Origin of the sequence: Ectothiorhodospira lacustris (assembly GCF_022227785.1) — a bacterium.
Taxonomy (GTDB): Bacteria; Pseudomonadota; Gammaproteobacteria; order Ectothiorhodospirales; family Ectothiorhodospiraceae; genus Ectothiorhodospira; species Ectothiorhodospira lacustris.
Window position 1 is genome coordinate 30,397 of record NZ_JAJNQM010000003.1, and the last position, 24,604, is coordinate 55,000.

Sequence of the window (24,604 nt, forward strand, 5' to 3'; positions counted from 1 at the left end):
CGGACATAGTAATGTCCGCCCTCCTCACCATCGAGCCATGGGGTGATGCCTGCAGGATTGTTTCCGCGCTGCCGGCGGCGATGTTCTACCGCCGGCCTTAATAGGCGAGGCAACCGGAAACTGATACCCTTTGCTCCATCATCATTGCCTGCCCGTGACCATGCCCCAGCCCACCAAGCATCCACGCACGACCCATCTGGTTATTTCAGCCATGGGAGATGACCGACCGGGACTGGCGGAACACTTGTCGCGGGTGATCCTGGAAAGCGGGTGCAGTATCCAAGACAGCCACATGTCGGCCCTGGGCGGTACATTTGCCGCCCTGATGCTGGTATCGGGCAACTGGAACACCCTGAGCAAGCTGGACGGCGCGATGGCGGCCCTGGGGCGACAGGCGGATCTGGAAATCCTCTCCCGGCGCACGGGGCCGTGTCAGGACACGGGGCCAAGCCTGCCCTATTCCGTGGATGTGGTTTCCCTGGACCAGCCGGGGATCGTGCATCAACTGGTGGGCTTCTTCACCGCCCGCGGGGTGGGCATCCGGGAGCTGAACAGCCACGCCTATGTCGCCTCCCACTCCGGGACACCCATGTTCAATGCCCACATGTCGGTGGAGATCCCCACCACGGAACACATCGCCTCCCTTCGGGAGGATTTTCTGGATTTCTGTGATGAACTGAATCTGGATGGTGTCATCGAACCCATCAAGGGGTAGGTTCGCACCACGCAACGCCTCCCCGCCCGGCTGTTTTTTCAGTGATGGCATGCCCAGGAGACCAGGACCATGACGGACAGCGTGATCGAAACCGGCAAGGCAGTGCCCGATTTTGAACTCCCCGCCACCGGCGGTGAACCCATCCGGCTCTCCAGGCTGCTGGCGGCGGGACCCGTGGTGATCTACTTCTACCCCAAAGACGATACCGCCGGCTGCACCACGGAAGGCAAGGATTTCACCGCCCGGCACGAAGATTTTCGCGCCGCCGGCGTCGCGGTGATCGGGATCTCCCGGGATGCCCTCAAGTCTCACGAAAAGTTCAAGGCCAAACACGGCTTTCCCTTCGAACTGCTTGCCGATGAGTCCGAGGCGGTCTGTGAGCTGTTCGGAGTCATGAAGCTGAAAAACATGTACGGTAAACAGGTACGAGGTATCGAGCGCAGCACCTTTCTCATCGATCGTGACGGCATCCTGCGCCGGGAATGGCGCAAGGTGACAGTGGCCGGCCACGTAGACGAGGTGCTTGAGGCCATCGACGCGCTCTGACCCACCCTCCCCCGTCCCGGAGCCCTCCCATGGTCAAGAAGGAGATCCACGGCAAGCGCCTGTTCGTGTTGGATACCAACGTGCTCATGCATGACCCGGCGGCGCTGTTCCGCTTCAAGGAGCATGATGTATTCCTGCCCATGGTCGTGCTGGAGGAACTGGACAAGGCCAAGAAAGGGGTCTCGGAGGTCGCCCGCAACGTGCGCCAGGCCAGCCGTTTCATCGATGAACTGATGGCTGATGCCAGCCATGCCCAGATTGCCCAGGGACTGTCGCTGGCCGGCGCACGCCTGGGCGATATGGACGCCGCCGGCGGCGGCCGGCTGTTCTTCCAGACCCGGGTATTGTCTTCCCACCTGCCGGACAGCCTACCGGGACGCACCCCGGATCACACCATCTTGGGCACGGCACTGGCCCTGCAGGGAGAACGTCCGGACGAGGCCGTCACCCTGGTCTCCAAGGACATCAACCTGCGCATCAAGGCGGCGGTACTGGGCATCCATGCGGAGGATTACTACAACGACCAGGTCCTGGACGATGTGAATCTGCTCTACCGGGGAACTTGCGAACTGCCGACGGATTTTTGGGACAGCCACGGCCGGTCCATGGAGTCCTGGCAGGAAAGCGGCCGCACGTTCTATCGCGTCACCGGCCCCATGGTGGGCCAGTGGTACCCCAACCAGTGCCTCTATCGGGAAGACGATCCTTCGTTCACCGCCATGGTGCGGAGCCGGGAGGGCGATGCCGCAATAGTGGAACTGGCTCGGGACTACACCGGTTCTCGGCACACGGTCTGGGGTATCCACGCCCGCAACCGGGAGCAGAACTTCGCCCTGAACCTGCTCATGGATCCGGCGGTGGACTTTGTCTCGCTGGTCGGCACCGCCGGCACCGGCAAGACCCTGCTTACCCTGGCGGCGGGTCTGGCGCAGACCCTGGAAGACAACCGTTACCGGGAGATCATCATGACCCGGGTGACGGTACCGGTCGGGGAGGACATCGGCTTTCTGCCCGGCACCGAAGAAGAGAAGATGACCCCATGGATGGGGGCCCTGATGGACAATCTGGAGGTGCTCACCCGCTCGGAAACCGGGGGGGACTGGGGCCGGGCGGCGACCAACGACCTGATCGGAAGCCGGATCAAGATCCGTTCCCTGAACTTCATGCGTGGACGCACCTTCCTCAATCGCTTCATCATTCTGGACGAGGCTCAAAACCTCACCTCAAAGCAGATGAAGACCCTGATCACCCGGGCCGGCCCCGGGACCAAGGTGGTCTGTCTGGGCAACGTGGGTCAGATCGACACCCCCTACCTGACGGAAACCACCTCGGGCCTGACCTATGTGGTGGATCGTTTCAAGGACTGGGCCCACGCCGGCCATGTACTGCTGCAACGAGGTGAACGCTCACGGCTGGCGGATTTTGCCTCTGAGCATCTCTGAACGTCGGTTCAAACCGCCTCATCGTCGTAGCTGGCCGCCTGTTCCTCATGATCGTTTATGTTGTCGTAGCGGGGCCAGGAACGGATCACCGCCTGGATCAGAGTGGCCAGCGGGATGGCGAAGAAGACCCCCCACAGCCCCCACAGCCCACCGAACAGGATCACCGCGGTGATGATGGCCACCGGATGCAGGTTCACCACCTCGGAGAACAGCAGGGGCACCAGCACGTTACCGTCCAGAAACTGGATCACCGCATAGGCGATGAGCACATAGGTGAACTCGCTACTCACCCCGAACTGGAAATAGGCCACCACCGCCACCGGAATGGTGACCAGGGCGGCGCCGATGTAAGGGATGATCACCGATAACCCCACCATGAAGGACAGCAACAGGGCATAGTTGAGGTTGAAATAGATGAAGGTCAGGTAACTGGCGGCCCAGACGATGAGGATCTCCACGAACTTGCCGCGCACATAGCTGGCGATCTTCATGTTCACCTCGGCCCAGACCTCGTTGGCCAGCCCCCGGTCCCGGGGCAGGAAACCGGTGATCCAGCCCAGAATGGCATCCTTGTCCTTGAGCAGGAAGAACACCATGATGGGCACGATGACCAGATAGACCATGATGGTGACCGCATGCATGGCCGATGCCAAGGTCAGGTTCACCACCCGCTGCCCCAGGGCGATGGACTCGGCGCGGATGGCGCCCATGATCTCTCGCACCTGCTCCTCGGTGATGAACTGGGGATAGCGCTCGGGCAATTGCAGCAGGATGTTCTGTCCCTGCACCACCATATTGGGCAGCTCGCGCACCAGCTGTGTGATCTGCTGGCTCATTACCGGCACCACCACCAGCAGGGTGGCCACCAATAGGGCCATGAACACCAGGAAGACCAGGGTGACCGCCGCCATTCTCGGAATACGCCAGCCGTGCAGGCGGCGTACGGCCCCCTCCAGCAGATAGGCAATGATGATGCTGGCCAGCAGCGGCGCCAACAGCTTGCCGGCAAACAGTACCACGGCAAAACCCACCAACAGCAGGAACGCCAGGATCACCACCTGGGGATCGGAAAAATGGCGTTCGTACCAGCGACGCAGGACCGGGATCATTCAGGCTTCTCGCACAGACGCTGATAATGGCGGGCAAACACCGCCTCCAGTTCATCAATCACTTCCACGGCCCCACACCCCTGCATCACATGTTGCGTCATGAGCTGAGAAGTCTCGTTGAGCAGACGCGCCTTGTCCAGCGCGGGATAGGTGGCCGACAGGCGCTTCATGGCCCGGATCACCGTTTCCTCGGCGGGGCGGGGAATGGGTTCCGGTAAGGGGATGGAGACCGGCACCGCCGGAGTGCGGCCGGCAAGAAACTCCGCAAAGGCCAGCAGGGTCTCCTGATCCGGGGCCGACAGGCCACGATACAGGTCCCGCAGACGTCGTTCGGAGGCCGCAGGGGCGCGATGGGTGGAAGGGGGGGGCAGACTCACTTAGGCTCCAGTTTGAGATTAAACACGGGCATCTTGCGACGTTCCTGCATCAGGCCCAGCGCGGTCACCAGGGCCGCCACCACCTGCGCCGTCAAGTCCTGCATCCCCGGCCAGGCCTCTCGGGCCTGCACCAGCAGTTCGGTGATGTTCGGCGGCGGGTTGTGGCCCGGCTCCATGATGATGTCCTCCAGCATGCCCGGCTTGAGCTCGGGGCGGAACAGCAGGCCGTAGGTCATGGGGTCCGGTCGTATCGCCAGCCAGCGGCCCGAGTCATCCACCAGGATCGGGGTGAGTCCTTCAGGCAATGCCACACTGCCGTGGTGCATGACCAGCACCTGCCGCCCATCCACGGCTTCCGCCAGCGGATCACCCTCGCCTGTCACCGTCTTGCGGGCGGTGACGAAACCCGCCCTGAAGGCAGGCTCCCGCGAGGCCTCGCCACCGGACGCCTGCGCCACCAGCAGCCCCCCCATGCCCAGCCCCACCACCGGACGCCGAGCCTTCTGAAAAATACCGATCAGATGCAACTCGTCGGGCACCTGGGGATTGTGGGTCTCGTCGGCGGTGGACCAGGCGCCACCCAACAGCCAGAGGCCATCGAACGGGGCGGCGGAGCCCGGCAGTCCCTGCCCCACGAAGGGACGGAAATAACTGAACCCAATGTCCCGCCGCTCGAGATGGCTCTCGATCAGCCCGAGAAATTCCGCATAGCTGTGCTGTACAACCGCGTAGTTCTTCATGGCGGACTCCCTGCAGGGTCTCGCGGCCTGAAAACACCCGGTCCCGAACCTGCACGATCAAGAAGACAGACAGCGCTCCCCTTCAGCAGCGGACTGGGTTTCGCAGTAATCGCGAGCGAAGGAGAGCAACTCCTCCATGGCCCGCAACCGGAACTTCTGACGCTGATGCACGAACGAAAACTGCCGCGTCAGGGGCGGCTCCAGCGGGATGCCCACCAGACGCGCCAGGGCCAGTTCCTTGTCGATGGTGGAGCGGGAGAGGATGGATACACCCATGCCGGCCTCGACAGCGCCTTTGATCGCCTCGGGGCTGCCCAGTTCCAGGCAGATGGCCAGGGCATTGCGATCCACATCCTGGGCCGCCAGATAGTCCATGATCACCTCGCGGGTGCCGGAGCCTTCCTCCCGGCAGATGAACGGGAACGGCAGGACCTCTGCGATGCTCACGCAATCCTTCGCCGCCAGTGGGTGAGAGGGCGGCACGATGACCACCAGCTGATCCAAGCGACACACCTCCACCTGAAGGTTGCGGTTGGAAACAGGTCCTTCCACCACCCCCAGATCGATGACGTTGTTCTCCACCATGGAGACGATCCCCTCGGAATTGGACACCTTCAGGCGCAGGCTCACCTCCGGGTACTTCTGCTTGAAGTTGCCCAGCAGGGCCGGGAGCATGTACTCGGCAATGGTGGTGCTGGCCCCCAGGGTCAGGGCCCCGGTAATATCGCCCGTGATCTCCCGGATGGCATTATCCATCTCCGCATAGGCCTCGAAGATACGCTCGGCATAGCCGTAGGCGGTCCGGCCGGCCTCCGTGAGGCTGACCCGGTTATGGGTACGATCGAACAGCCGCGTATTGAAATGCTCTTCCAGCTGGCGGACCTGGAAGGTGACCGCCGGCTGAGTCATGTGCAGGGCCTCCGCCGCTTTGGTGAACGACAACAGTCGCGCCACCGTATAGAACACCTGCAGTCGTCGGTCAGCCATGATGGGATATCCCTGATTTCGTCCTACACTCTGATGGTCGGCATCTTGATTGCCGCAGGAGGATACGCATGGGCCGAGACTGGAAGCGCCTGGACCTCAAGGGGGCAGGTCTGCAGCAGATGAATGCCCGCTACGTCCGCGACATGCGCCGCCCTATGGTTGCTTACGGTCTGATGGCCGGTTTCCCGCTGGGCCTGCATCGATTCTATTTGAAGGAGCCCCTCGGCGGGGCGGCTTATCTGCTCCTGACCCTGTGGCTGCTCGCCGGCCTGTTCCTCGGGACCCGGGTCTGGCTGCTGCTACCGGGCCTGGGCCTGCTGGGCGCCCTGGTCTTCGACCTGTTCTGGATCGACCGCCGTATTACACACCTCAACAAGGCCCTGCGCATGCGTCACTTCCTGCAACCGGGACACCGGCCGCCACCGGGCTATCAGGGGCGAAGGGACGCGCCGGAAACGGCAAAGGATCCTTCTCTCGGGGAACAACCGGCTGCGTTCAATCAGCAAGAGGCCATGCTGAGGGCACTGTTGAAGGCCGACAAGGGTCGGCGCACATCGCGTGACAGGACCTGAAAACCATCCGGGAGATCACGGATCGCCCGGACGCCAGATACCGAAGGCCTCCTGAGGGGCGTGTACAGGTTCCGGCGGCACTTGGCGCTGCTGTGCCGCCACGTCCTCGAACACACTCCCCATGAAGGACTGCAGTTGCTCCAGAAACTCCCGGCGCCGATCATCCGGCACATGCTGGCAGGCCAGTAAATAGCCGGTAACGGCGGCCATGTACTGGACCGCGACCAGAGGGTCCCCACAGCGGGGATCGTGACTCGCCAGCACCTCCTGAAGCTGCTGGACCAGTTCACCTGATAATTGCAGTGTTTCGCTCATGGACGAAGCATATGATGAAATGGAAAAATGGAAAAGCCCGAAGGGCGGTCCACCCGCCCCCTCCCCGGTCCTTTTTTCCTTCAGCTCGGACGATCCTTGCCGAAGGTCAGCCCCTCCCCGGCGCAATCCACCACCACGGCGTCACCGGGATGATACTCGCCCCGCAGGATACGCTGGGCCAGCGGGTTTTCCAGTTGCTGCTGAATCGCCCGCTTCAGGGGTCTGGCCCCGTAGACCGGATCGAACCCGGCCTCGCCCAGCCGGTCCAAGGCCGCCTCGGACACCGTGAGCTGCAGGTCGCGCTCCGCCAGGCGGCGGCGCAGATAATCCAGCTGGATGGTGGTGATGGCGCGAATCTGTTCCCGACCCAGAGGGTGGAAGACCACCACCTCATCCACACGATTGATGAACTCGGGGCGGAAATGGGTGCCGACCACCTCCATCACCGCTGCCTTCATCTCGTCGTAGCGTTCCTCTCCGGCCATCTCCTGGATCAACTGGGAACCCAGATTGGAGGTCATCACGATCACGCAGTTGCGAAAATCCACGGTGCGACCCTGGCCATCGGTGAGACGGCCGTCATCAAGCACCTGCAACAGCACGTTGAAGACGTCCGAATGGGCCTTTTCCACCTCATCCAGCAGGATCACCGAGTAGGGCTTGCGCCTGACCGCCTCGGTCAGATAGCCACCTTCTTCGTACCCCACATAGCCCGGCGGGGCACCGATGAGCCGGGCCACGGAATGTTTCTCCATGAATTCCGACATATCGATGCGCACCATGGCCTCTTCGGTGTCGAACAGGAACGCAGCCAGGGCCTTGGTCAGTTCGGTCTTGCCCACCCCGGTGGGGCCCAGGAACAGGAAGGAACCATTGGGGCGGTTGGGATCGGAAAGCCCTGCCCGCGCACGGCGGATGGCGTCGGCGACGGCCTTGACCGCCTCGCCCTGACCCACGACGCGCCGGGTGAGGGCTTCTTCCATGCGCAGCAGCTTTTCCCGCTCACCTTCCAGCATCTTGGAGACGGGGATGCCGGTCCAACGGGACACCACATCAGCGATTTCTTCCTCGGTCACCTTGTTGCGCAACAGTCGCATCTCATGCATTTCCGCCTGGGCGGCCATGTCCAGTTGCCGTTCCAACTCGGGAATGCGGCCGTACTGCAGCTCGGACATGCGGCCCAGGTCGCCGGCCCGGCGGGCGGTCTCCAGTTCCAGACGGGCCCGCTCCAACTCCTCCTTTATGGAGGCGGTGCCGGACAGGGCGGCCTTTTCCGCCTTCCAGATCTCATCCAGGTCCGAATACTCCCGCTCCAGCTTTTCGATCTCCACCTCCAGGGCCTCCAGACGCTTGCGGGAGGCTTCATCGGATTCTTTCTTCAGGGCTTCGCGCTCGATCTTGAGCTGAATCAGACGCCGTTCCAGACGATCCATGCTCTCAGGCTTGGAGTCGATCTCCATGCGGATGCGACTGGCTGCCTCATCCACCAGGTCGATGGCCTTATCCGGTAGCTGCCGATCCGTGATGTAGCGATGGGAGAGGGTCGCGGCGGCGACGATGGCAGGATCCGTGATGTCCACCCCATGATGGACTTCATAGCGTTCCTTCAGGCCGCGCAGGATGGCGATGGTGTCTTCCACATTGGGCTCGTTCACCAGCACTTTCTGAAAACGCCGCTCCAGGGCGGCATCCTTTTCCACGTACTTGCGGTATTCGTCCAGGGTGGTGGCACCGATGCAGTGGAGCTCGCCTCGGGCCAGGGCGGGCTTGAGCATGTTGCCCGCGTCCATGGAGCCTTCCGCCTTGCCGGCACCCACCATGGTGTGCAGCTCGTCGATGAACAGGATCACTCGCCCCTCCTGCTTGGCCAGGTCGCTGAGCACCGCTTTGAGACGCTCTTCGAAATCGCCGCGGAACTTGGCCCCGGCGATGAGTGATCCCATGCCCAGAGACAGCAGCCGCCGGTCCTTGAGACCCTCGGGCACCGCGCCGTCGACGATGCGCTGGGCCAGCCCCTCAACGATGGCGGTCTTGCCCACGCCGGGCTCACCGATGAGAACGGGGTTGTTCTTGGTGCGGCGCTGCAGCACCTGAATGGCACGGCGGATTTCCTCGTCACGACCGATCACCGGATCCAGCTTGCCCTGCTCGGCCCGCTCGGTGAGGTCGATGGTGTATTTTTCCAGGGCCTTGCGCTGTTCCTCCGCGTTGGGGTCCTCCACCCGCTGACCACCGCGCAGATCGTTGACGGCCCGGTCGATGGCCCCCTTGGCCGCCCCGGTCTTTCTGAGCACTTCTCCCAGCTGCCCCTGATGTTCCAGGGCCGCCAGCACGAACAGCTCGGAGGAGATGAACTGGTCCTTGCGATCCTGCGCCAGCTTGTCGCACAGATTCAGTAGCCGGCCCAGGTCGTTGGAGATATGCAGGTCACCGGCGGCCCCCTCCACACTGGGCAGGCGCTCCAGGGCCTCCCCCAACTGGGACCGCAGCAGGTTCACATTGACACCGGCCTGGGCCAGGAGGGGCCGTACCGATCCCCCCGCCTGGTCCAGCAGGGCGATCATCAGATGTATCGGTTCGATCATCTGGTGATCACGGCCCACCGCCAGGGACTGGGCATCGGCCAGTGCCATCTGGAACTTGCTGGTGAATTTGTCCATGCGCATGGTGGCAAAACCCCTTGAGACTATGTCAGATTAATCCTGGATATTGGGCCGGGGCAGCGGGCTTTCAAGCAGGACTGACTTGCAACCCATTTTTATTAACATATAGCTGACCCGGTGATCCATGATGCCGCTATCACGGCATTTCGGAACGTCCCTCCTGTGGCACAATCCAAAGTGATATAAGTCATATCTGCCCTCATTAACCGGTTTTTATAATTTTCGGCGGGCGGCGCTTCACGACGGCGACGGATCCTGCCCGCCCCCCGGAGCCGCCGGGCGATCCGGAACGGGAGCGCGAGGCCGGCCACTTGTTCAGAGGATGTACCGTGTCATCAGTCAGTCAATATCCGGTATCACTCGACCAGCCCCTGGGCGCCGGTACTCCGGGCGTGGGCCGAGATGCCGGAGGCGACTGTCTGGATACCGGCAGCCCCCTGCATGGGGCGGTGGAAACCCTGCTGGGCCGGATCAAGAACTGGTCCTTCCGCAGCGACCACCTGCTGCACCTGAGCGTGCCCGTCCCGAGGACCAGTCCCTTCCGCTGGCTGCAGGCCGCACCGGCCGGCGAGCGCAGCCTGTGGCAGAATCGGGAAGGGGACGAAAGCATCGCCGGCATCGGCATCGCCGTGGAGCTGAGCGCCCGGGAAGCCGCCGCCTATCCTGCCCTGCTGCGCCGGGTCCATGACACCCTCGGTGGACAAGCCACCGCCTTCATCGGCGGCCTCTCCTTCGACGGTCTGCCCGGACGGGATGACTGGGAGGGGTTTCCTGCGGCCCGCTTCGTGCTGCCGGCCATCGAGCTGCGCCGACAGGCGGGACAATACCGCCTGGGCGTCAACCTGCTGGCGGGCTCACGGCGGGATTTCATGACCCGCAAGACGCGACTCATCGCCGCCCTGTGCCACCTGCGTCAGACAACGGCGGACGGTCCGCTCCCTCCGCCGGTCCGCATCACCCGGCGCGTCGATCACATGGATTTTGACACCTGCAGTCGGCATATCGGCAACATCCTCACACACATCACCCAGGGCCTCATCCGCAAGGTGGTGCTGGCCCGACGGGTGGATCTGCAGCTGACTGCCCCCCCACCTGCCTTCCTGACCCTGGAGCGCTGGCACCAGAGCAACCCGGGCAGTTTCTGCTTTGCCATGGAAAACGGAGAACGGTTGTTCATGGGATGCTCCCCGGAGCGGCTGTTCAGTCGCGTGGGCCGCCACGTGTTCACCGAATCCCTGGCCGGCACCGTACGCCGCGGCGGCACGGCACAAGAAGACACGGCACTGGAGCGCATCCTGCTGCAGGACCCCAAGTTAATCCATGAGCATGAACTGGTCACCCGGTATGTGCGCGAGCAGATCGCCCCCTGGATCACACAGATCGAGGGTCCCGCCCAGGCCCGCATCTTCAAGCTGGACCGCATCCAGCACCGTTACCTGCCCATTCACGCCACCCTCAGGGAAGGTGTGCGCGATGACCAGTTGCTGGCCGCCCTGCACCCCACCCCGGCGGTCTGCGGCTTTCCCCGCAGCGAGGCCCGGGACCTGATCAGCCGACAGGAGACCGCCCACCGCGGCTGGTACAGCGGCGTGATCGGCAGGATCTGTCCGCAGCGCTCGGAATTTGCCGTGGCCATCCGTTCCACCCTGCTCCATCGCAACCAGGCACTGTGCTACTCCGGTGTCGGCATCGTGGAAGGCTCCGATCCCGAGGCGGAATGGAACGAGCTGGAAGCCAAGATCGAATCCTTTCTCGCCGTGTTGGAATCCTGAGTGTCAATCATGCGGGCAGCATTCACTCATATCAACGAGGCGTGGGCGCACCTCCTGATAGACCGTCTCTATCAGCACGGCGTCCGCGATATTTGTCTGGCGCCGGGCAGTCGCAGTGCACCGCTGTCCCTGGCGGCCGCCCGCTATCGTGACGACCATCCCGACCTGGGGCTGCATACCCACTTCGATGAGCGGGGCCTGGCCTTCCTGGGTCTGGGGCTATGCAAGGCCGGGCAACGTCCGGTCGCCCTGATCACCACCTCGGGCACCGCCGTACCCAACCTGCACCCGGCCCTGGTGGAGGCCTTCCAGACCCATCAGCCCCTGGTGGCGGTCACCGCCGATCGCCCTGAGGAACTGGTGGGCTGCGGCGCCAACCAGGCCATCGTCCAGCCGGGGATCTTCCAGAGCCATACGCGGGCGGCCCTGAATCTGCCGCCCCCCGACGCCACGCTGTCCGGCGGCTGGCTGGCCCAGCAGCTGGATGCGGTCCTTGCCCGACTGCGAGGACCTGACCGGGGGCCGGTCCACATCAATGTGCCGTTTCGTGAACCGCTCTACGGCACCTCGGACTCCATCGACTTCGGTCCCTGGCTGGCCGACGTGCCGCCGGTGGAAATGTCTCCGCCCCCGCATCCCGGTTTCAGCCTGCACCGGCTCAGGGAGCCGGTGATCTTCGTCGCCGGCCAGCTGGACACCGAAGAGGCTGAGGCGGTCCTGGCCCTGGCCGAAACGGCCTCAGTGCCCATTCTGGCTGACATCGGCAGTCAATTACGTCTCCGGGAGCACCCCTGCGTGCTGGCCCATCCGGACCTGCTGCTGGCGATCACCCACGTCAGGCGCCGTCTCAAGGCCATGCATCAGGTGGTCCAGTTCGGCGGCCGCATTACCAGTAAGCGAATCAACCAATGGCTGGCGTGCTTCCAGGGCCAGTACTGGCTGGTGAGCCCCCATGAGGACGGCCTGGACCCGGAGCACCACGCCACCCAGATACAGGCCTCGATTCCTGAGTTCTGCAACCAGCTCCGAGTCCCGCCTCAGCGGGGGCTGGGTATCGAATCCCTGCAGTCCCAACTCAGCGAACATCTGGAGCTGACGCTGACCTATCCCTTCTCGGAGCCGGCCGCTGCCCGCATCATCGCCGACATGATCCCCGAGAACATGCTGCTGCTGCCCGGCAACAGTCTGAGCATCCGGCTGCTGGACATGGTCGCCCGGCCTGGACGGGGCAATCGCTGCATCACCAACCGGGGGGCCAGCGGCATCGACGGGCTGGTGGCCACGGCCATGGGCCTGGCCATGGGTCATCCAGCCGGGGCGACCCTGCTGATCGGCGATCTGTCCCTGCTCCATGATCTGAACAGCCTGGCACTGGCACCCCGCTGTCACCACCCGCTGATCATCGTGGTCCTCAACAATGACGGCGGCGGGATCTTCAACCTGCTACCCGCCGCGGAACAGAAGGAGCATTTCCAAGCCCTGTTCCAGTTGCCCCATGGCCTGACGTTTCGCAGCGCGGCGGCCCTGTTCGGCCTGGCCTACGCAAACCCGGATTCGGCCGCCGGTTTTGAAAAAACCTATAGCGATGCCTGCCGCAAGGGCGGTGTTACCCTGATCGAACTGAACTTTCCCCACAACCAGAGCAGCCGGATCATCAAGGGCCTGATCAGCGCCCTGGTGGAAGTCCGCTATGAGACATGACCCGGCAACCCGTCATAGCGTCACTGGGCGCCGTCCATCACCCCACCCTGGTCCTGCTCCACGGCTTCATGGGCAGCGGCCATGACTGGCTGCAAACGGCCCGGCTACTTTCAGACCGGTACCACTGCCTGATGCCCGACCTGCCGGGCCATGCCGGTCAATCCCTTTCCGCGGACCTGAACTTCGAGGAGTATTGTGAACGGCTCTGGCAGCAACTGGCGCCGGCACTGCCTCCGCACGTCGGCCTGGCGGGCTATTCCATGGGTGGGCGCATAGCCGCCTGGCTGGCAATCCGCCATCCCGAACGCATCGCCGTCCTACTCCTGGAGGGCGCCCACCCGGGCCTGAATAGCGAAACGGAGCGGCTGGCGCGGCGGCGCCATGACGAGGCCTGGGCCCGGCGGCTCGAACAGGAACCCTGGCCCCGGGTCCTGGAGGACTGGTATCAGCAACCGGTGTTTGCCGACCTGTCCCCCGCCCAGCGTGATGCCTTCGTCCAGGCCCGATCCTGTCAGAACCCGATGACACTGGCCCGGGTACTGCGTGCCGCTGGTCTGAGTGGTCAGCCGGATCTTCGCCCCGGTCTGGCTGGACTGACCTGTGCCCGGGCCTTCATCGCAGGCACCCGGGACACCAAATTCAGCGCCCTGGGGCAGGGGCTGACCCATGCCTGCCCGGGGCTTGAACTTGTCAAACTGGACGGTCTGGGGCATAACTGCCACGCTCAGGCACCCGAGCAGGTGGCCGCCGTCATGCGCCGACTCTGCCATCCCATGCACTTCACACAAACGAGTACAGCATCCTCATGAGTACAGCAGCAGTCTCTTCCATCACCCCGGCACTGGACTGGCAGGACCATTCGGCCCCTTATGAAGATATCCTGTACCACAAAGCCGAGGGCATCGCGAAAATCACCATCAATCGCCCGGAGGTCCGCAACGCCTTCCGTCCCCGGACGGTCAAGGAACTGCGCCAGGCCCTGTCGGATGCCCGCTTTGACGAAGCGGTCGGCGTCATCGTCCTCACCGGCCGGGGGGATCTGGCCTTCTGCTCCGGGGGTGATCAGCGAGTCCGCGGTGATTCCGGCTACCAGGATGAACAGGGCGTCCATCATCTGAACGTATTGGACCTGCAGAAAGAAATCCGCTCCTGCCCCAAGCCGGTGATCGCCATGGTGGCCGGCTACGCCATCGGCGGCGGCCATGTGCTGCACCTGATCTGCGACCTGAGCATTGCCGCGGACAATGCCCGCTTCGGCCAGACCGGCCCCAAGGTGGGCTCCTTTGACGGCGGCTTCGGTGCCAGCTATATGGCCAGTGTGGTGGGCCAGAAAAAGGCCCGGGAGATCTGGTTCCTGTGCCGTCAGTACGATGCCCGGGAGGCCCTGGACATGGGTCTGGTCAATACCGTGGTTCCGCTGGCGCAACTGGAGCAGGAGACCGTGGCCTGGTGTCGCCGGATCTTGGAGCACTCCCCCATCGCCCTGCGGATGCTCAAATCCGCCTTCAATGCCGGGGTCGACGGCCAGGCCGGCATCCAGGAACTGGCCGGCAACGCCACCATGCTCTTCTATATGACCGAAGAGGGACAGGAAGGCCGCAACGCCTATCTGGAGAAGCGCCAGCCCGATTTCCGTAAATTCAGACGCCAGCCCTGACCCGTGCCGGCCCCTCTTCATGGAGAGGGGCGCAAACCCGGGGCTGGCCACCGACAGGAACGGACCACCCATGGAAGCACGCCCCCCTCATGAAATGCGGCTCTGGCGTTTCTCCCTTCCCCTCAGGCAGCCATTGCCCATGCCGGGGCACCGCCTGACCCAACGAGAGGGACTGTTGCTGGAGTGGTGTCGTCCCCGCGCGGACAGCCTCTGGTCCGAAATCAGCCCCCTGCCCGGTTTCAGCCAGGCCACGCTGGATCAGTGCCTGCAGCAGATCCGGCAGATCCTGGACCGGGGCGGCGCACCGGTCGACCGCTTCCGTCATCTGCCGACCACGACCGCACCGGAAGTGCGTTTCGGCCTGGAAGCCGGGCTGCTGCAATGGACTCAACACCTGCCACCAGCGGCCTCGGTCCCGCGGTGCTGCCTGATCCGTCACGACGACGCCCTGGACCTTGCGGATGATCCGGAACCCCTTTGCTTCAAACTCAAGGTGGGACGTGACGCCCTGGCGACGGATATCGACAGGATCCAGCATGTGGCGGCACAACTTGCCGAAGGCCAGTGGCTGCGTCTGGATGCCAACCGTTCCTGGAACCTGGAACAGGCCGAAACGCTCTGTCAGGCCATTGACCGGCAACGGATTCAATTCATCGAGGAACCCCTGCGGGCCGGCAGCGACTACCGACAGTGGTGGCCGCACACCGGCATCCCCTTCGCCTGGGATGAGACCTTGAGAGAGGGGAAGACACCCGATCTGTGGACACCGGGACTGGGCGCCCTGGTCATCAAGCCCATGCTCACCGGCCTGAACCGCAGCAGCATCCTGGTTCATCAGGCCCGCCGACGAGGCATTCCCGCCATTCTCAGTGCCGCCTACGAAAGCAATCTCAGCCTGGACCTCTATGCACGCCTCGTCCACCACTGGGACATCCGGGGTCCCCAAGGTCTGGATACCTTCGGTATATTTGCCCGGGCACTGCTGATGCCCATTCTCAGCCAACCGGAACACCACGCATTGCCGATCACACCACAAGCCGAACTGGAATACCTTGGATGCTGGACATGAGCCCCCACCCGCCCTGTGCCGACATGCCCTGCCTGCTGCAGAAGGCAGGCAGACGTCATGCCGAAGAACCCGCCATCATCACCCCCGAAGACAGCCTGAGCTTCGCCGAGTTGGAGGCACGGGTGGATCAGCGGGCCATAACCTTTCTGGCCCGGGGTGTTCAGGCCGGAGACTGGATTGCCCTGCGCACCCGGGCTACGGTGGCCGGCGTCATCGACCTGCTGGCCGTACTCCGCAGCGGCGCCTGTCTGTTACCCGTCAATCCGGCAATACCGGAAACCCCGCTGGGCACATTGCTGCAAGAACAGGGTATCCGCTGGCTGGTTCGGGAGCCTGGTCGGCCCCTCCAACCAAGCGTCAGGATCGATCGGGATGTCACCACCTCGGCCCCGCCACCTGCCGCCATGGCGCTACGCCACCGATTTCAGGCACACACACCTTGCACGGGCATCCTGACCTCCGGCTCCACCGGCCGGCCGAAGCTGGCCGTCCACAGCTATGCCAACCATGTCCTCAGTGCGGCCGGTTCTGCGGCACTCATCCCGTTGTGGCCGGGAGACCGGTACCTGCTATCCCTGCCTACCTACCATGTGGGTGGCCTGGCCATCGTGTTTCGCTGCCTGCTGGGGGGCGCAGCCCTGGTGCTGGACGGGCGTGCCGAGAATGCTGGCTTTCTGCTGCACATGGGCGTCACCCATGTCTCCATGGTGGAAACCCAGCTACACCGTCTGCTGAAGCAGGGAAACCCTGCTTCTTCGACCCTGCGGTGCCTGCTCTTGGGGGGAGGACCGGTGCGTGCCTCCCTGCTGGAACAGGCACGCCGGCAGGGCCTGCCCTGCTGGACCAGCTATGGGCTGACCGAAATGAGTTCCCAGGTGATCGCCCAGCCCCCGGAAGGGCCGGCCCGCATCCTGCCGCACCGGGAATGCCGTCTGGACGCCGATGGCGAGATCCTGGTCCGCGGCGGCACCCTGTTCCTGGGGTATCGGGACTCGGGCGGCATCCTCCCCTCGACCGACGGGGAAGGCTGGTTCCATACCCGTGACCTGGGCCGATGGGAGGACGGCCGTTTCCAGGTGGTGGGGAGACTGGACAATCAGTTCATAAGCGGTGGTGAAAACATTCAGCCGGAAGCCATTGAGCACCTGCTGCATACCCACCCCGATATCCTCCGGGCGGTGGTGGTGCCGCGACAGGACGCAGAGTTCGGCCACCGTCCCGTGGCCTTCATCCAGTCCAACGCGGAACTGGACGACCATGCCCTGCGCACCTGGCTCAGGGAACAACTCAAGCCCTTCATGGTGCCGACGACCTTCTTGCCCATGCCGCCCACCGGCGATCTCAAGATTCAGCGCCGAGAATTGATCCGGCTGGCCAATACCCCGCATCCTCGGGAGCGCTGACCATGATGCCACTGTGGCAACGCCCCATAGACCTCGAGGCGATCAATGCCGTCCACCAAGGCACCCTCATGGAAGCCCTGGGGATCGAGATCACCCGAATCACCGACACGGCCCTGTTCGGGACGCTACCTGTGGACGCACGTACCCGCCAACCCCATGGTCTGCTCCACGGCGGTGCCTCCGTGGCCCTGGCCGAAACCCTGGGCAGCGTGGCCGCCAACCTGGCGGCGCCTCCGGGATGGATGGCGGCGGGCATGGAGATCAGCGCCAGTCATCTCAAGTCCGTCCGCCACGGCCGGATCCTCGGCTGTGCCCGGCCACTACACCTGGGACGCAACACCCAAGTCTGGGAGATCCGGCTGGAGGACGAGGCAGAGACAATCGTCTGCGTCTGCCGACTGACGGTGCTGCTCAGGGAACGATCTTCCTCGTCGGCGCCCTGACACCCAAACCTGTCAAACACAGACGTTCATCAAGGCAGGAGAAAAACCCCGTATAGTAAAGTGACAAGCCCTCACCGGAGATCTCCCATGGCGACACCCGGCACCTCGAAGACACCCGCAGACAATGCGATCAGCCCGGATGCCCTGACCCTGGTTTTCGGCGCCAGCGGCTACATCGGCAGTAATCTGGTACCCCGCCTGCTGGACCGGGGCATCCGGGTTCGGGCCTGCTCACGTACGCTGAGCGTGCTGGAGGCCCGGGGCTGGACGGGGGCCGAACTGGTCCCGGCCGACGCCCTCAAGCCCGAGACCCTGGGGCCGGCCCTCAAGGATGTCCAGATCGCCTACTATCTGGTCCATTCCATGGGTGCCGGTAAGTCCTTTGGCCGTCTGGATCTGGAGGCGGCAAGGAATTTTGCCCAAGCCGCCGCCGAGGCCGGTGTCCGGCGCATCGTCTACCTGGGCGGGCTGGCCCCGGCCTCCGCCCGCAGCGAGCATATCGTCTCCCGGCGCCTCACCGGTGACGAACTGCGCAAGGGCAGCGTCCCGGTCACCGAACTGCGCGCGGGCATCATCGTCGGCCCCGGCTCGGCGGCCTTTGAAGTGATGCGCGATCTGGTCCTGCATCTGCCGGTCATGGTCACCCCCAAGTGGGTCTCCCGCATGTCCCCACCCATCGCCTTGGATAATCTGCTCGACTACCTGGAGCGCGCCCCCCGCATCCCGGAGGCCGCCGGCGAGATCCTGGACACCGGTGGTCCTGAGTACCTCACCTACGCGGACATGATGCGCACCCTGGCTGAGGAGGCCGGGCGCAGACCGCCCCGGATCGTCCCGGTCCCGCTGCTGTCACCCAAACTGTCCTCCTATTGGCTGCGCCTGGTCACCTCCGTGCCCACCGCCATCGCCCAGGCGCTGATCGAAGGTCTCAAGGAAGACTATGTGGCCGATGATGTGCGTACCCGCAGTCTCATGCCCCAGGACCTGATGGATTTTCGCACTGCGGTGCGCGCCACCTTCGCAGCCGAACAATCCCACGCGGTCGCCGCCCGCTGGACCGAAGGGGCATTCATGTTCCGTGACTACCGGGTGGACTACGCCTATTACGCCAAGCGGGCCTGTGGCAGCGCCCTGGCTCGGGCGACCCCGACCCAGGTCTGGGAGGTAGTCAGTCGCATCGGCGGAGAAAATCGCTACTTTGCCTATGAGACCCTGTGGAAGCTCCGCGAAGGCATCGACTGGCTGCTGGGAGGCCCCGGCCGCAACTATGGGCGCCGTCACCCAACCGAACTGCGCCTCGGCGACATGGTGGACTCCTGGCGGGTGATGGCCATCGAACAGGAAAGACGCCTCACCCTGGGATTCGGGATGCGCGCCCCCGGGGCGGGTGTCCTGGAAATCGAACTGATGCCGGAGGACCAGGGAACCCGGATCACCGTTACCAACTACTGGCACCCGGCCGGTGTGTGGGGGCTACTGTACTGGTACCTGATGGCACCGGCCCATGCCTTTGTCTTCAAGGGGCTGGCCGAGGGGATCGCCCGGCGGGCCGAAACCGTCCCGTCTCTTGACCCATCCGGCGGTGTTTGACATAACCACGCGGGGTCTTTCTTACCCCGCCGTTCATGGGAGCTGATTACCAGATGCCGGTCGTTGATCATGACATGCTGTTTCCGGCGGAACAGGAAGAAGTCTTCGGGATGATCCGTCGAGTGGATGAGTTTCCGCGCTACGCCGATGCCGTGGAATCCGTCACGCCCCTGAACGAGAAGACCTATCGCTGGCAGGTCCGCGCCAACGGCATGGTCTTTCATTGGGATGTGACCATCGTCGACGAGAAGCCGCCGCACATGATCCGCTGGCAGTCCCTCAGCGGTATCCGCAATACCGGGCACTATCGCTTTTCCTCCGTCCCCGGAGGCACTCGGGTGCAACTCACCATTGAATACCATCTGCCCACCCGACTGCTGGACAAGACCGTGGGCCGAGTGGCCAGACCGATCATTCATCACATCAGTCGCCAGGCCTTCGAACGCATCCGCCGTTCCTTGATCGAAGACCAGGCGGCGCAGCGCCGCAATGGCCCGCCCCCATCAAAGACATAACGTCGCGGCGCACGTCACCCTCCCTTTGCACTGGAACCCTGCATGGACAAACAGCAACGCATCATCCAGATGTTCAACGACATCTCCCCTACCTACGACAAACTGAACCGCATTCTCAGCTTCGGGGTGGACCGGCAGTGGCGCCGCAACGGATGCCGGGCAGCCATGCAGATCCACGGCGGTCCGGTGCGGCACCTGGTGGATGTGGCCACCGGCACAGGCGACCTGATCCTGTTCTGGCGCGAAGCGGCGGCATTCTGTGGAACGACCATCGAACGGGCCACCGGCGTGGACCCGGCGGTAGGGATGCTGGAACTGGCCCGCCGTAAGGTGGATGATGCGACGTTCATGGAGGCGCCGGCCACTGCCCTGCCCCTGGAGGATGGGAGCGCCGACCTGGTGAGCATCAGCTACGGCATTCGCAACGTGCTCGACGTGGAAGGCGCCCTGAGGGAGTTTCACCGGGTGCTGGCACCGGGCGGGCTGGCGGTGATCCTGGAGTTCATGAGCCATGAAAAACTCACGCTGATGGATCGGATGAACCGCCTGTACATGAGCAAGGTGCTGCCCCGTGTCGGTGCCATGATTTCCCGGGACAAGGAGGCCTACACCTATCTGCCGGAGTCCATCCAGGGCTTCATGAGCACACAGCAACTCTGTGACAAACTCACCCAGGCCGGGTTTGAGTTGGTGGAGGTCAAGGATGAATTTCTGGGAATCTCGACGCGCTTCATCGCCCGCAAACCGGGGGCATCCGCCACCATGTGATGTGCCGGATGTCAGGGCACATGATCCGATTGCCATCAAGCATTTCAGGCTGAATCGCGGCCTGACAACATCGATTTCAGAGACAAAATAGGGAGACACCCATGCGGGTAGCCATTATCGGGGCCGGTATCAGCGGTCTGGCCACGGCCTTTTATCTGCAACGCGCCCGAAGCGATGCGGAGATTGTAATCTACGAAGCCAACCCCCACGTGGGTGGCACCCTGCACACCATTGACATCGAAGGCTTTCGCTTTGAGGAAGGCGGCAACGGTTTTCTGAGCAACAAACCGGACATGCTGCAACTGGTCACGGACTGCGGCGCCGGCGACGTGCTCATGCGCAGTCAGGATGCCTCCCGCAGACGCTTCATTTACACCGACCGCATGCACCCCATGCCCGACTCTCCGGGCAAATTCCTCAAGACCGAACTGCTCAACTGGCCGCAGAAACTGCGGGTGATGGGCGAGTTGTTCATCCGCCCCAAGCGGGATGACAGCGATGAAACCCTGCAGTCCTTCGGCTACCGTCGTCTGGGCAAGGCCTTCACCGACATCTTCCTGGATGCCATGACTGCCGGCATTTACGGCACCACCGCCGACCGGGTCTCCGTGAAGGCCGCCTTCCCCCTGGTGACGGAGTTGGAACGCAAGCATGGCGGCTTGTTCAAGGGCATGATCGCCCGCCGCAAGCAGAGCGCCGGCCCCGGCGGCGTGCTGATGAGTTTCAAGGGTGGCATGAATGCCCTGACGGAACATCTGCATAAGACGATCAAGGCCGAATGGCACCTGGACACACCGGTGGAAGCCGTGGTTCAAGAAGGCAAGGGTTTCCGGGTCGAAGCCGGCGACCAGTCGGCTACCGTGGATCAGGTGATCCTGGCCGTGCCGGCCCATGCGGCCGCCCGCATCCTGGCAGGGTTGGATCAGGAACTGGAACGGCAGTTGGATGCGGTCAACTACGCCCCCATCGCCGTGGTGGGCTTCGGCTGGAAGCACCTGGATCATCCTCTGGACGGCTTCGGGGTACTGACCACGGCTGCCGCCCGCATGCCTTTCCTCGGCATCCTTTGGGACAGTTCCATCTTCCCTGATCGCGCCCCGGAAGGCATGAAATGCGTGCGCGTGATGCTGGGCGGACAACGGGATCCACACATGGTCGACCTGGATGACGACGCCCTCATTGCCCACGCGCGCGACGGCGTCAGCAAGGCCCTGGGGATCGATGTCTCGCCTGACGTACAGTTCGTGAAGAAATGGCCGCGGGGTCTGCCTGGGTATCCGGTGGGTCACATCGAAGCTATGGATCGTCTGATGGCACACGTGGGCCGTTATCCGGGCCTGCACCTGACCGGCAACGCGTACCGGGGCATCGCCATGAACGACTGCGCCCGCAACGGCCGCCTGACCGGCGAGGCCGCCGCCCTGCTGGGAGAGAAAAAGTTCTGAGTAGGCCCTGAAAAAGCCCCTGACCGTGACGCCCGAGAAGGCCGCATACCCCCCCGACGGAAGCGCTCCTTACCGTCGGGTCCCACCCTTTTGCCTTCTGCCCTCTTGCCGTCGCTCTGCTCTCTTGCCGTCACGCCCGCCCCCCTGTCGTCACTCCCGCGCAAGCGGGAGTCCAGGGTGTTGAGTCTGCCGATGGATTCCCGCCTTCGCGGGAATGACGATCTGCAGGGCAGCACTGGACTCACTGCTCGGGAGACTGATGGATTCCCGCTTTCGCGGGAATGACGCGGCGGTGGCGGGAATGACGGTATGGAGTCCTGCCCGGGGTTGGCGGGAGCGCGAGGGCTGTGTGGCTTAGGGGCCGACGAGGCGGGGTGGCCTGAATTGCGGGCAAGAAAAAACCCCGACCGGTTGCCCGATCGGGGTTTGGAATAAGTGCCTGGCAGTGACCTACTTTCACATGGGGAGGCCCCACACTATCATCGGCGCTGAACCGTTTCACTTCCGAGTTCGAGATGGGATCGGGTGGTTCCGGTTCGCCATGGCCGCCAGGCAAAACTGACTGCTGATGCTGAATTTTTCAACATCGGCAAAATCGGGAAAACATCAGGCATGTCATGTCGTTGCAACTACACACCCTCAAACTGCTTGGGTGTTATATGGTCAAGCCTCACGGGCAATTAGTACGGGTTAGCTTCACACATTACTGCGCTTCCACACCCCGCCTATCAACGTCGTAGTCTTCGACGACCCTTAAGGGGCATCAAGTGCCCAGGGAGATCTCATCTTGAGGAAGGCTTCCCGCTTAGATGCTTTCAGCGGTTATCCCGTCCGTACGTAGCTACCCGGCAATGCCACTGGCGTGACAACCGGAACACCAGAGGTACGTCCACTCCGGTCCTCTCGTACTAGGAGCAGATCCTCTCAAATCTCCGACGCCCACGGCAGATAGGGACCGAACTGTCTCACGACGTTCTAAACCCAGCTCGCGTACCACTTTAAATGGCGAACAGCCATACCCTTGGGACCTGCTTCAGCCCCAGGATGTGATGAGCCGACATCGAGGTGCCAAACACCGCCGTCGATATGGACTCTTGGGCGGTATCAGCCTGTTATCCCCGGAGTACCTTTTATCCGTTGAGCGATGGCCCTTCCATTCAGAACCACCGGATCACTAAGACCTGCTTTCGCACCTGCTCGACGTGTCTGTCTCGCAGTCAAGCACCCTTGTGCCTTTGCACTCAATGCGCGATTTCCGACCGCGCTGAGGGTACCTTCGCGCTCCTCCGTTACTCTTTAGGAGGAGACCGCCCCAGTCAAACTACCCACCACACACGGTCCCTGTCCTGGATAACAGGACGAGGTTAGAACTCCAAACATGCCAGGGTGGTATTTCAAGGTCGGCTCCACCGAAACTGGCGTTCCGGTTTCAATGCCTCCCACCTATCCTACACAAGCAGGTTCAAAGTTCAGTGTGAAGCTGTAGTAAAGGTTCACGGGGTCTTTCCGTCTAGCCGCGGGTACACTGCATCTTCACAGCGATTTCAATTTCACTGAGTCCCAGGTGGAGACAGTGCCGCCATCGTTACGCCATTCGTGCAGGTCGGAACTTACCCGACAAGGAATTTCGCTACCTTAGGACCGTTATAGTTACGGCCGCCGTTTACCGGGGCTTCGATCAAGAGCTTCGCCTTGCGGCTGACCCCATCAATTAACCTTCCGGCACCGGGCAGGCGTCACACCCTATACGTCCTCTTTCGAGTTTGCAGAGTGCTGTGTTTTTAATAAACAGTCGCAGCGGCCTGGTCTCTGCGGCCCCCAGCAGCTACAGGCGCAAGGCCTTTCACCACCAGAGGCGTACCTTCTCCCGAAGTTACGGTACCATTTTGCCTAGTTCCTTCACCTGGGTTCTCTCAAGCGCCTTGGGATTCTCACCCTGCCCACCTGTGTCGGTTTCGGGTACGGTCACACCGTGTCTGAAGCTTAGAGGCTTTTCTTGGAAGCTGAGCATCAATCACTTCGCTCCACATGGGAGCTCGTCATCACGCCTCAGGATTGTGCCTCCGGATTTGCCTGGAAGCACTCCCTACACGCTTAAACCGGACACCAACTGCCGGCTGATCTAGCTTTCTCCGTCCCCCCATCGCAACATGGTGCGGTACAGGAATATTAACCTGTTTCCCATCGACTACGCATTTCTGCCTCGCCTTAGGGGCCGACTAACCCTGCGCCGATTGACGTTGCGCAGGAAACCTTGGGCTTTCGGCGGATGGGGTTTTCACCCATCTTATCGTTACTCATGTCAGCATTCGCACTTCCGATACCTCCAGCATGCCTTACAGCACACCTTCGCAGGCCTACGGAACGCTCCTCTACCACGCCACTTTCGTGGCGTCCGCAGCTTCGGTACATGGCTTAAGCCCCGTTGAATCTTCCGCGCGGGCCGACTCGACCAGTGAGCTATTACGCTTTCTTTAAAGGATGGCTGCTTCTAAGCCAACCTCCTGGCTGTTTCTGCCTTCCCACATCGTTTCCCACTGAGCCATGATTTTGGGACCTTAGCTGGCGGTCTGGGTTGTTTCCCTCTCCACGACGGAAGTTAGCTCCCGCCGTGTGTCTCCCATGATTGCACTTCCTGGTATTCGGAGTTTGCAATGGGTTGGTAAGTCGGGATGACCCCCTAGCCATAACAGTGCTCTACCCCCAGGAGTGAGACATGAGGCGCTACCTAAATAGCTTTCGAGGAGAACCAGCTATCTCCGGGCTTGATTAGCC

At 62.9% G+C, this 24,604-nt stretch carries 21 protein-coding genes and 2 rRNA genes (1 of these 23 cut by a window edge); 15 read left to right on the forward strand and 8 right to left on the reverse strand.

Features of this window, described 5'->3' with window-relative positions:
* Positions 1-160: 160 nt before the first annotated feature.
* The 3 genes from LQ952_RS01110 (at position 161) to LQ952_RS01120 (ending at position 2,703) form a co-directional block, all read left to right on the forward strand.
* A complete protein-coding gene (locus LQ952_RS01110) occupies positions 161-715 on the forward strand; it encodes a glycine cleavage system transcriptional repressor (protein ID WP_238620798.1) in 555 nt (184 codons plus the stop codon).
* Positions 716-784: 69 nt separating this feature from the next.
* Positions 785-1,261 (forward strand): peroxiredoxin, encoded by a 477-nt coding sequence (locus LQ952_RS01115; protein ID WP_238620707.1) that lies wholly within the window; start codon positions 785-787, stop codon positions 1,259-1,261.
* 29 nt (positions 1,262-1,290) lie between these two features.
* Positions 1,291-2,703: a PhoH family protein gene (locus LQ952_RS01120; protein WP_238620708.1), complete on the forward strand. Its 1,413-nt coding sequence runs from the start codon at positions 1,291-1,293 to the stop codon at positions 2,701-2,703.
* 8 nt (positions 2,704-2,711) lie between these two features.
* On the opposite strand, the gene LQ952_RS01125 is transcribed toward LQ952_RS01120, so the two are convergent.
* From LQ952_RS01125 to LQ952_RS01140, 4 genes are read right to left on the reverse strand one after another with little or no spacing between them, the layout of a single operon-like run.
* Entirely contained in the window at positions 2,712-3,812 is a 1,101-nt protein-coding gene (locus LQ952_RS01125; RefSeq protein WP_238620709.1) for an AI-2E family transporter, read from the reverse strand.
* Positions 3,809-4,189 carry a Crp/Fnr family transcriptional regulator gene (locus LQ952_RS01130; protein ID WP_430733750.1) on the reverse strand — a complete coding sequence of 127 codons (381 nt, stop codon included), beginning with the start codon at positions 4,187-4,189 and terminating at the stop codon, positions 3,809-3,811. Before LQ952_RS01130 ends, LQ952_RS01125 begins: the two co-directional genes overlap by 4 nt.
* Positions 4,186-4,929 (reverse strand): type 1 glutamine amidotransferase, encoded by a 744-nt coding sequence (locus tag LQ952_RS01135; RefSeq protein ID WP_238620711.1) that lies wholly within the window; start codon positions 4,927-4,929, stop codon positions 4,186-4,188. Before LQ952_RS01135 ends, LQ952_RS01130 begins: the two co-directional genes overlap by 4 nt.
* Before the next feature lie 57 nt (positions 4,930-4,986).
* Entirely contained in the window at positions 4,987-5,916 is a 930-nt protein-coding gene (locus tag LQ952_RS01140; protein WP_238620713.1) for a LysR family transcriptional regulator, read from the reverse strand.
* A gap of 68 nt (positions 5,917-5,984) precedes the next feature.
* Here LQ952_RS01140 and LQ952_RS01145 point away from each other — a divergent pair, with 68 nt between their 5' ends.
* Positions 5,985-6,488, forward strand: coding sequence for a TM2 domain-containing protein (locus LQ952_RS01145; RefSeq protein ID WP_238620715.1), 504 nt, complete (start codon positions 5,985-5,987; stop codon positions 6,486-6,488).
* 15 nt (positions 6,489-6,503) lie between these two features.
* Here LQ952_RS01145 and LQ952_RS01150 read toward each other — a convergent pair whose 3' ends face one another.
* Both LQ952_RS01150 and clpB read right to left on the reverse strand, forming a co-directional pair.
* Positions 6,504-6,803 (reverse strand): hypothetical protein, encoded by a 300-nt coding sequence (locus tag LQ952_RS01150; RefSeq protein WP_238620716.1) that lies wholly within the window; start codon positions 6,801-6,803, stop codon positions 6,504-6,506.
* A gap of 80 nt (positions 6,804-6,883) precedes the next feature.
* The gene (gene clpB, locus LQ952_RS01155; RefSeq protein WP_238620718.1) at positions 6,884-9,469 is read right to left on the reverse strand and encodes an ATP-dependent chaperone ClpB; all 2,586 of its coding nucleotides are present in this window, start codon (positions 9,467-9,469) and stop codon (positions 6,884-6,886) included.
* Between the two features lie 326 nt (positions 9,470-9,795).
* On the opposite strand from clpB, the gene LQ952_RS01160 reads away from it, so the two are divergent.
* The 11 genes from LQ952_RS01160 to hemG all read left to right on the forward strand — a co-directional run bounded on the left by LQ952_RS01160 (position 9,796) and on the right by hemG (position 21,829).
* Entirely contained in the window at positions 9,796-11,238 is a 1,443-nt protein-coding gene (locus tag LQ952_RS01160) for an isochorismate synthase (protein ID WP_238620720.1), read from the forward strand.
* Between the two features lie 9 nt (positions 11,239-11,247).
* On the forward strand, positions 11,248-12,939 hold the full coding sequence (gene menD / locus LQ952_RS01165) for a 2-succinyl-5-enolpyruvyl-6-hydroxy-3-cyclohexene-1-carboxylic-acid synthase (RefSeq protein WP_238620723.1): 1,692 nt from the start codon (positions 11,248-11,250) through the stop codon (positions 12,937-12,939).
* Positions 12,936-13,748 (forward strand): 2-succinyl-6-hydroxy-2,4-cyclohexadiene-1-carboxylate synthase, encoded by an 813-nt coding sequence (menH, locus tag LQ952_RS01170; RefSeq protein ID WP_238620725.1) that lies wholly within the window; start codon positions 12,936-12,938, stop codon positions 13,746-13,748. Before menD ends, menH begins: the two co-directional genes overlap by 4 nt.
* A complete protein-coding gene (menB, locus tag LQ952_RS01175) occupies positions 13,745-14,596 on the forward strand; it encodes a 1,4-dihydroxy-2-naphthoyl-CoA synthase (protein WP_238620727.1) in 852 nt (283 codons plus the stop codon). The genes menH and menB overlap by 4 nt, the downstream gene beginning before the upstream one ends.
* Positions 14,597-14,666: 70 nt before the next feature.
* On the forward strand, positions 14,667-15,665 hold the full coding sequence (menC, locus tag LQ952_RS01180) for an o-succinylbenzoate synthase (protein ID WP_238620729.1): 999 nt from the start codon (positions 14,667-14,669) through the stop codon (positions 15,663-15,665).
* Positions 15,662-17,068, forward strand: a complete 1,407-nt coding sequence (gene menE / locus LQ952_RS01185; RefSeq protein WP_238620731.1) for an o-succinylbenzoate--CoA ligase — start codon at positions 15,662-15,664, stop codon at positions 17,066-17,068. Before menC ends, menE begins: the two co-directional genes overlap by 4 nt.
* 2 nt (positions 17,069-17,070) lie before the next feature.
* Positions 17,071-17,511: a hotdog fold thioesterase gene (locus LQ952_RS01190; RefSeq protein ID WP_238620733.1), complete on the forward strand. Its 441-nt coding sequence runs from the start codon at positions 17,071-17,073 to the stop codon at positions 17,509-17,511.
* 87 nt (positions 17,512-17,598) lie between these two features.
* Entirely contained in the window at positions 17,599-19,101 is a 1,503-nt protein-coding gene (locus LQ952_RS01195) for a DUF2867 domain-containing protein (protein ID WP_238620734.1), read from the forward strand.
* Positions 19,102-19,154: 53 nt separating this feature from the next.
* Positions 19,155-19,616 carry an SRPBCC family protein gene (locus tag LQ952_RS01200; protein WP_238620736.1) on the forward strand — a complete coding sequence of 154 codons (462 nt, stop codon included), beginning with the start codon at positions 19,155-19,157 and terminating at the stop codon, positions 19,614-19,616.
* A gap of 42 nt (positions 19,617-19,658) precedes the next feature.
* Positions 19,659-20,384: a bifunctional demethylmenaquinone methyltransferase/2-methoxy-6-polyprenyl-1,4-benzoquinol methylase UbiE gene (ubiE, locus tag LQ952_RS01205; protein ID WP_238620737.1), complete on the forward strand. Its 726-nt coding sequence runs from the start codon at positions 19,659-19,661 to the stop codon at positions 20,382-20,384.
* A 101-nt stretch (positions 20,385-20,485) separates the two neighbouring features.
* Positions 20,486-21,829, forward strand: coding sequence for a protoporphyrinogen oxidase (hemG, locus tag LQ952_RS01210; RefSeq protein WP_238620738.1), 1,344 nt, complete (start codon positions 20,486-20,488; stop codon positions 21,827-21,829).
* Between the two features lie 437 nt (positions 21,830-22,266).
* Here the strand turns inward: hemG and rrf are convergent.
* Positions 22,267-22,382 (reverse strand): 5S ribosomal RNA (rrf, locus tag LQ952_RS01215).
* A 106-nt stretch (positions 22,383-22,488) separates the two neighbouring features.
* Positions 22,489-24,604 (reverse strand): 23S ribosomal RNA (locus LQ952_RS01220); it runs 772 nt beyond the window's last position.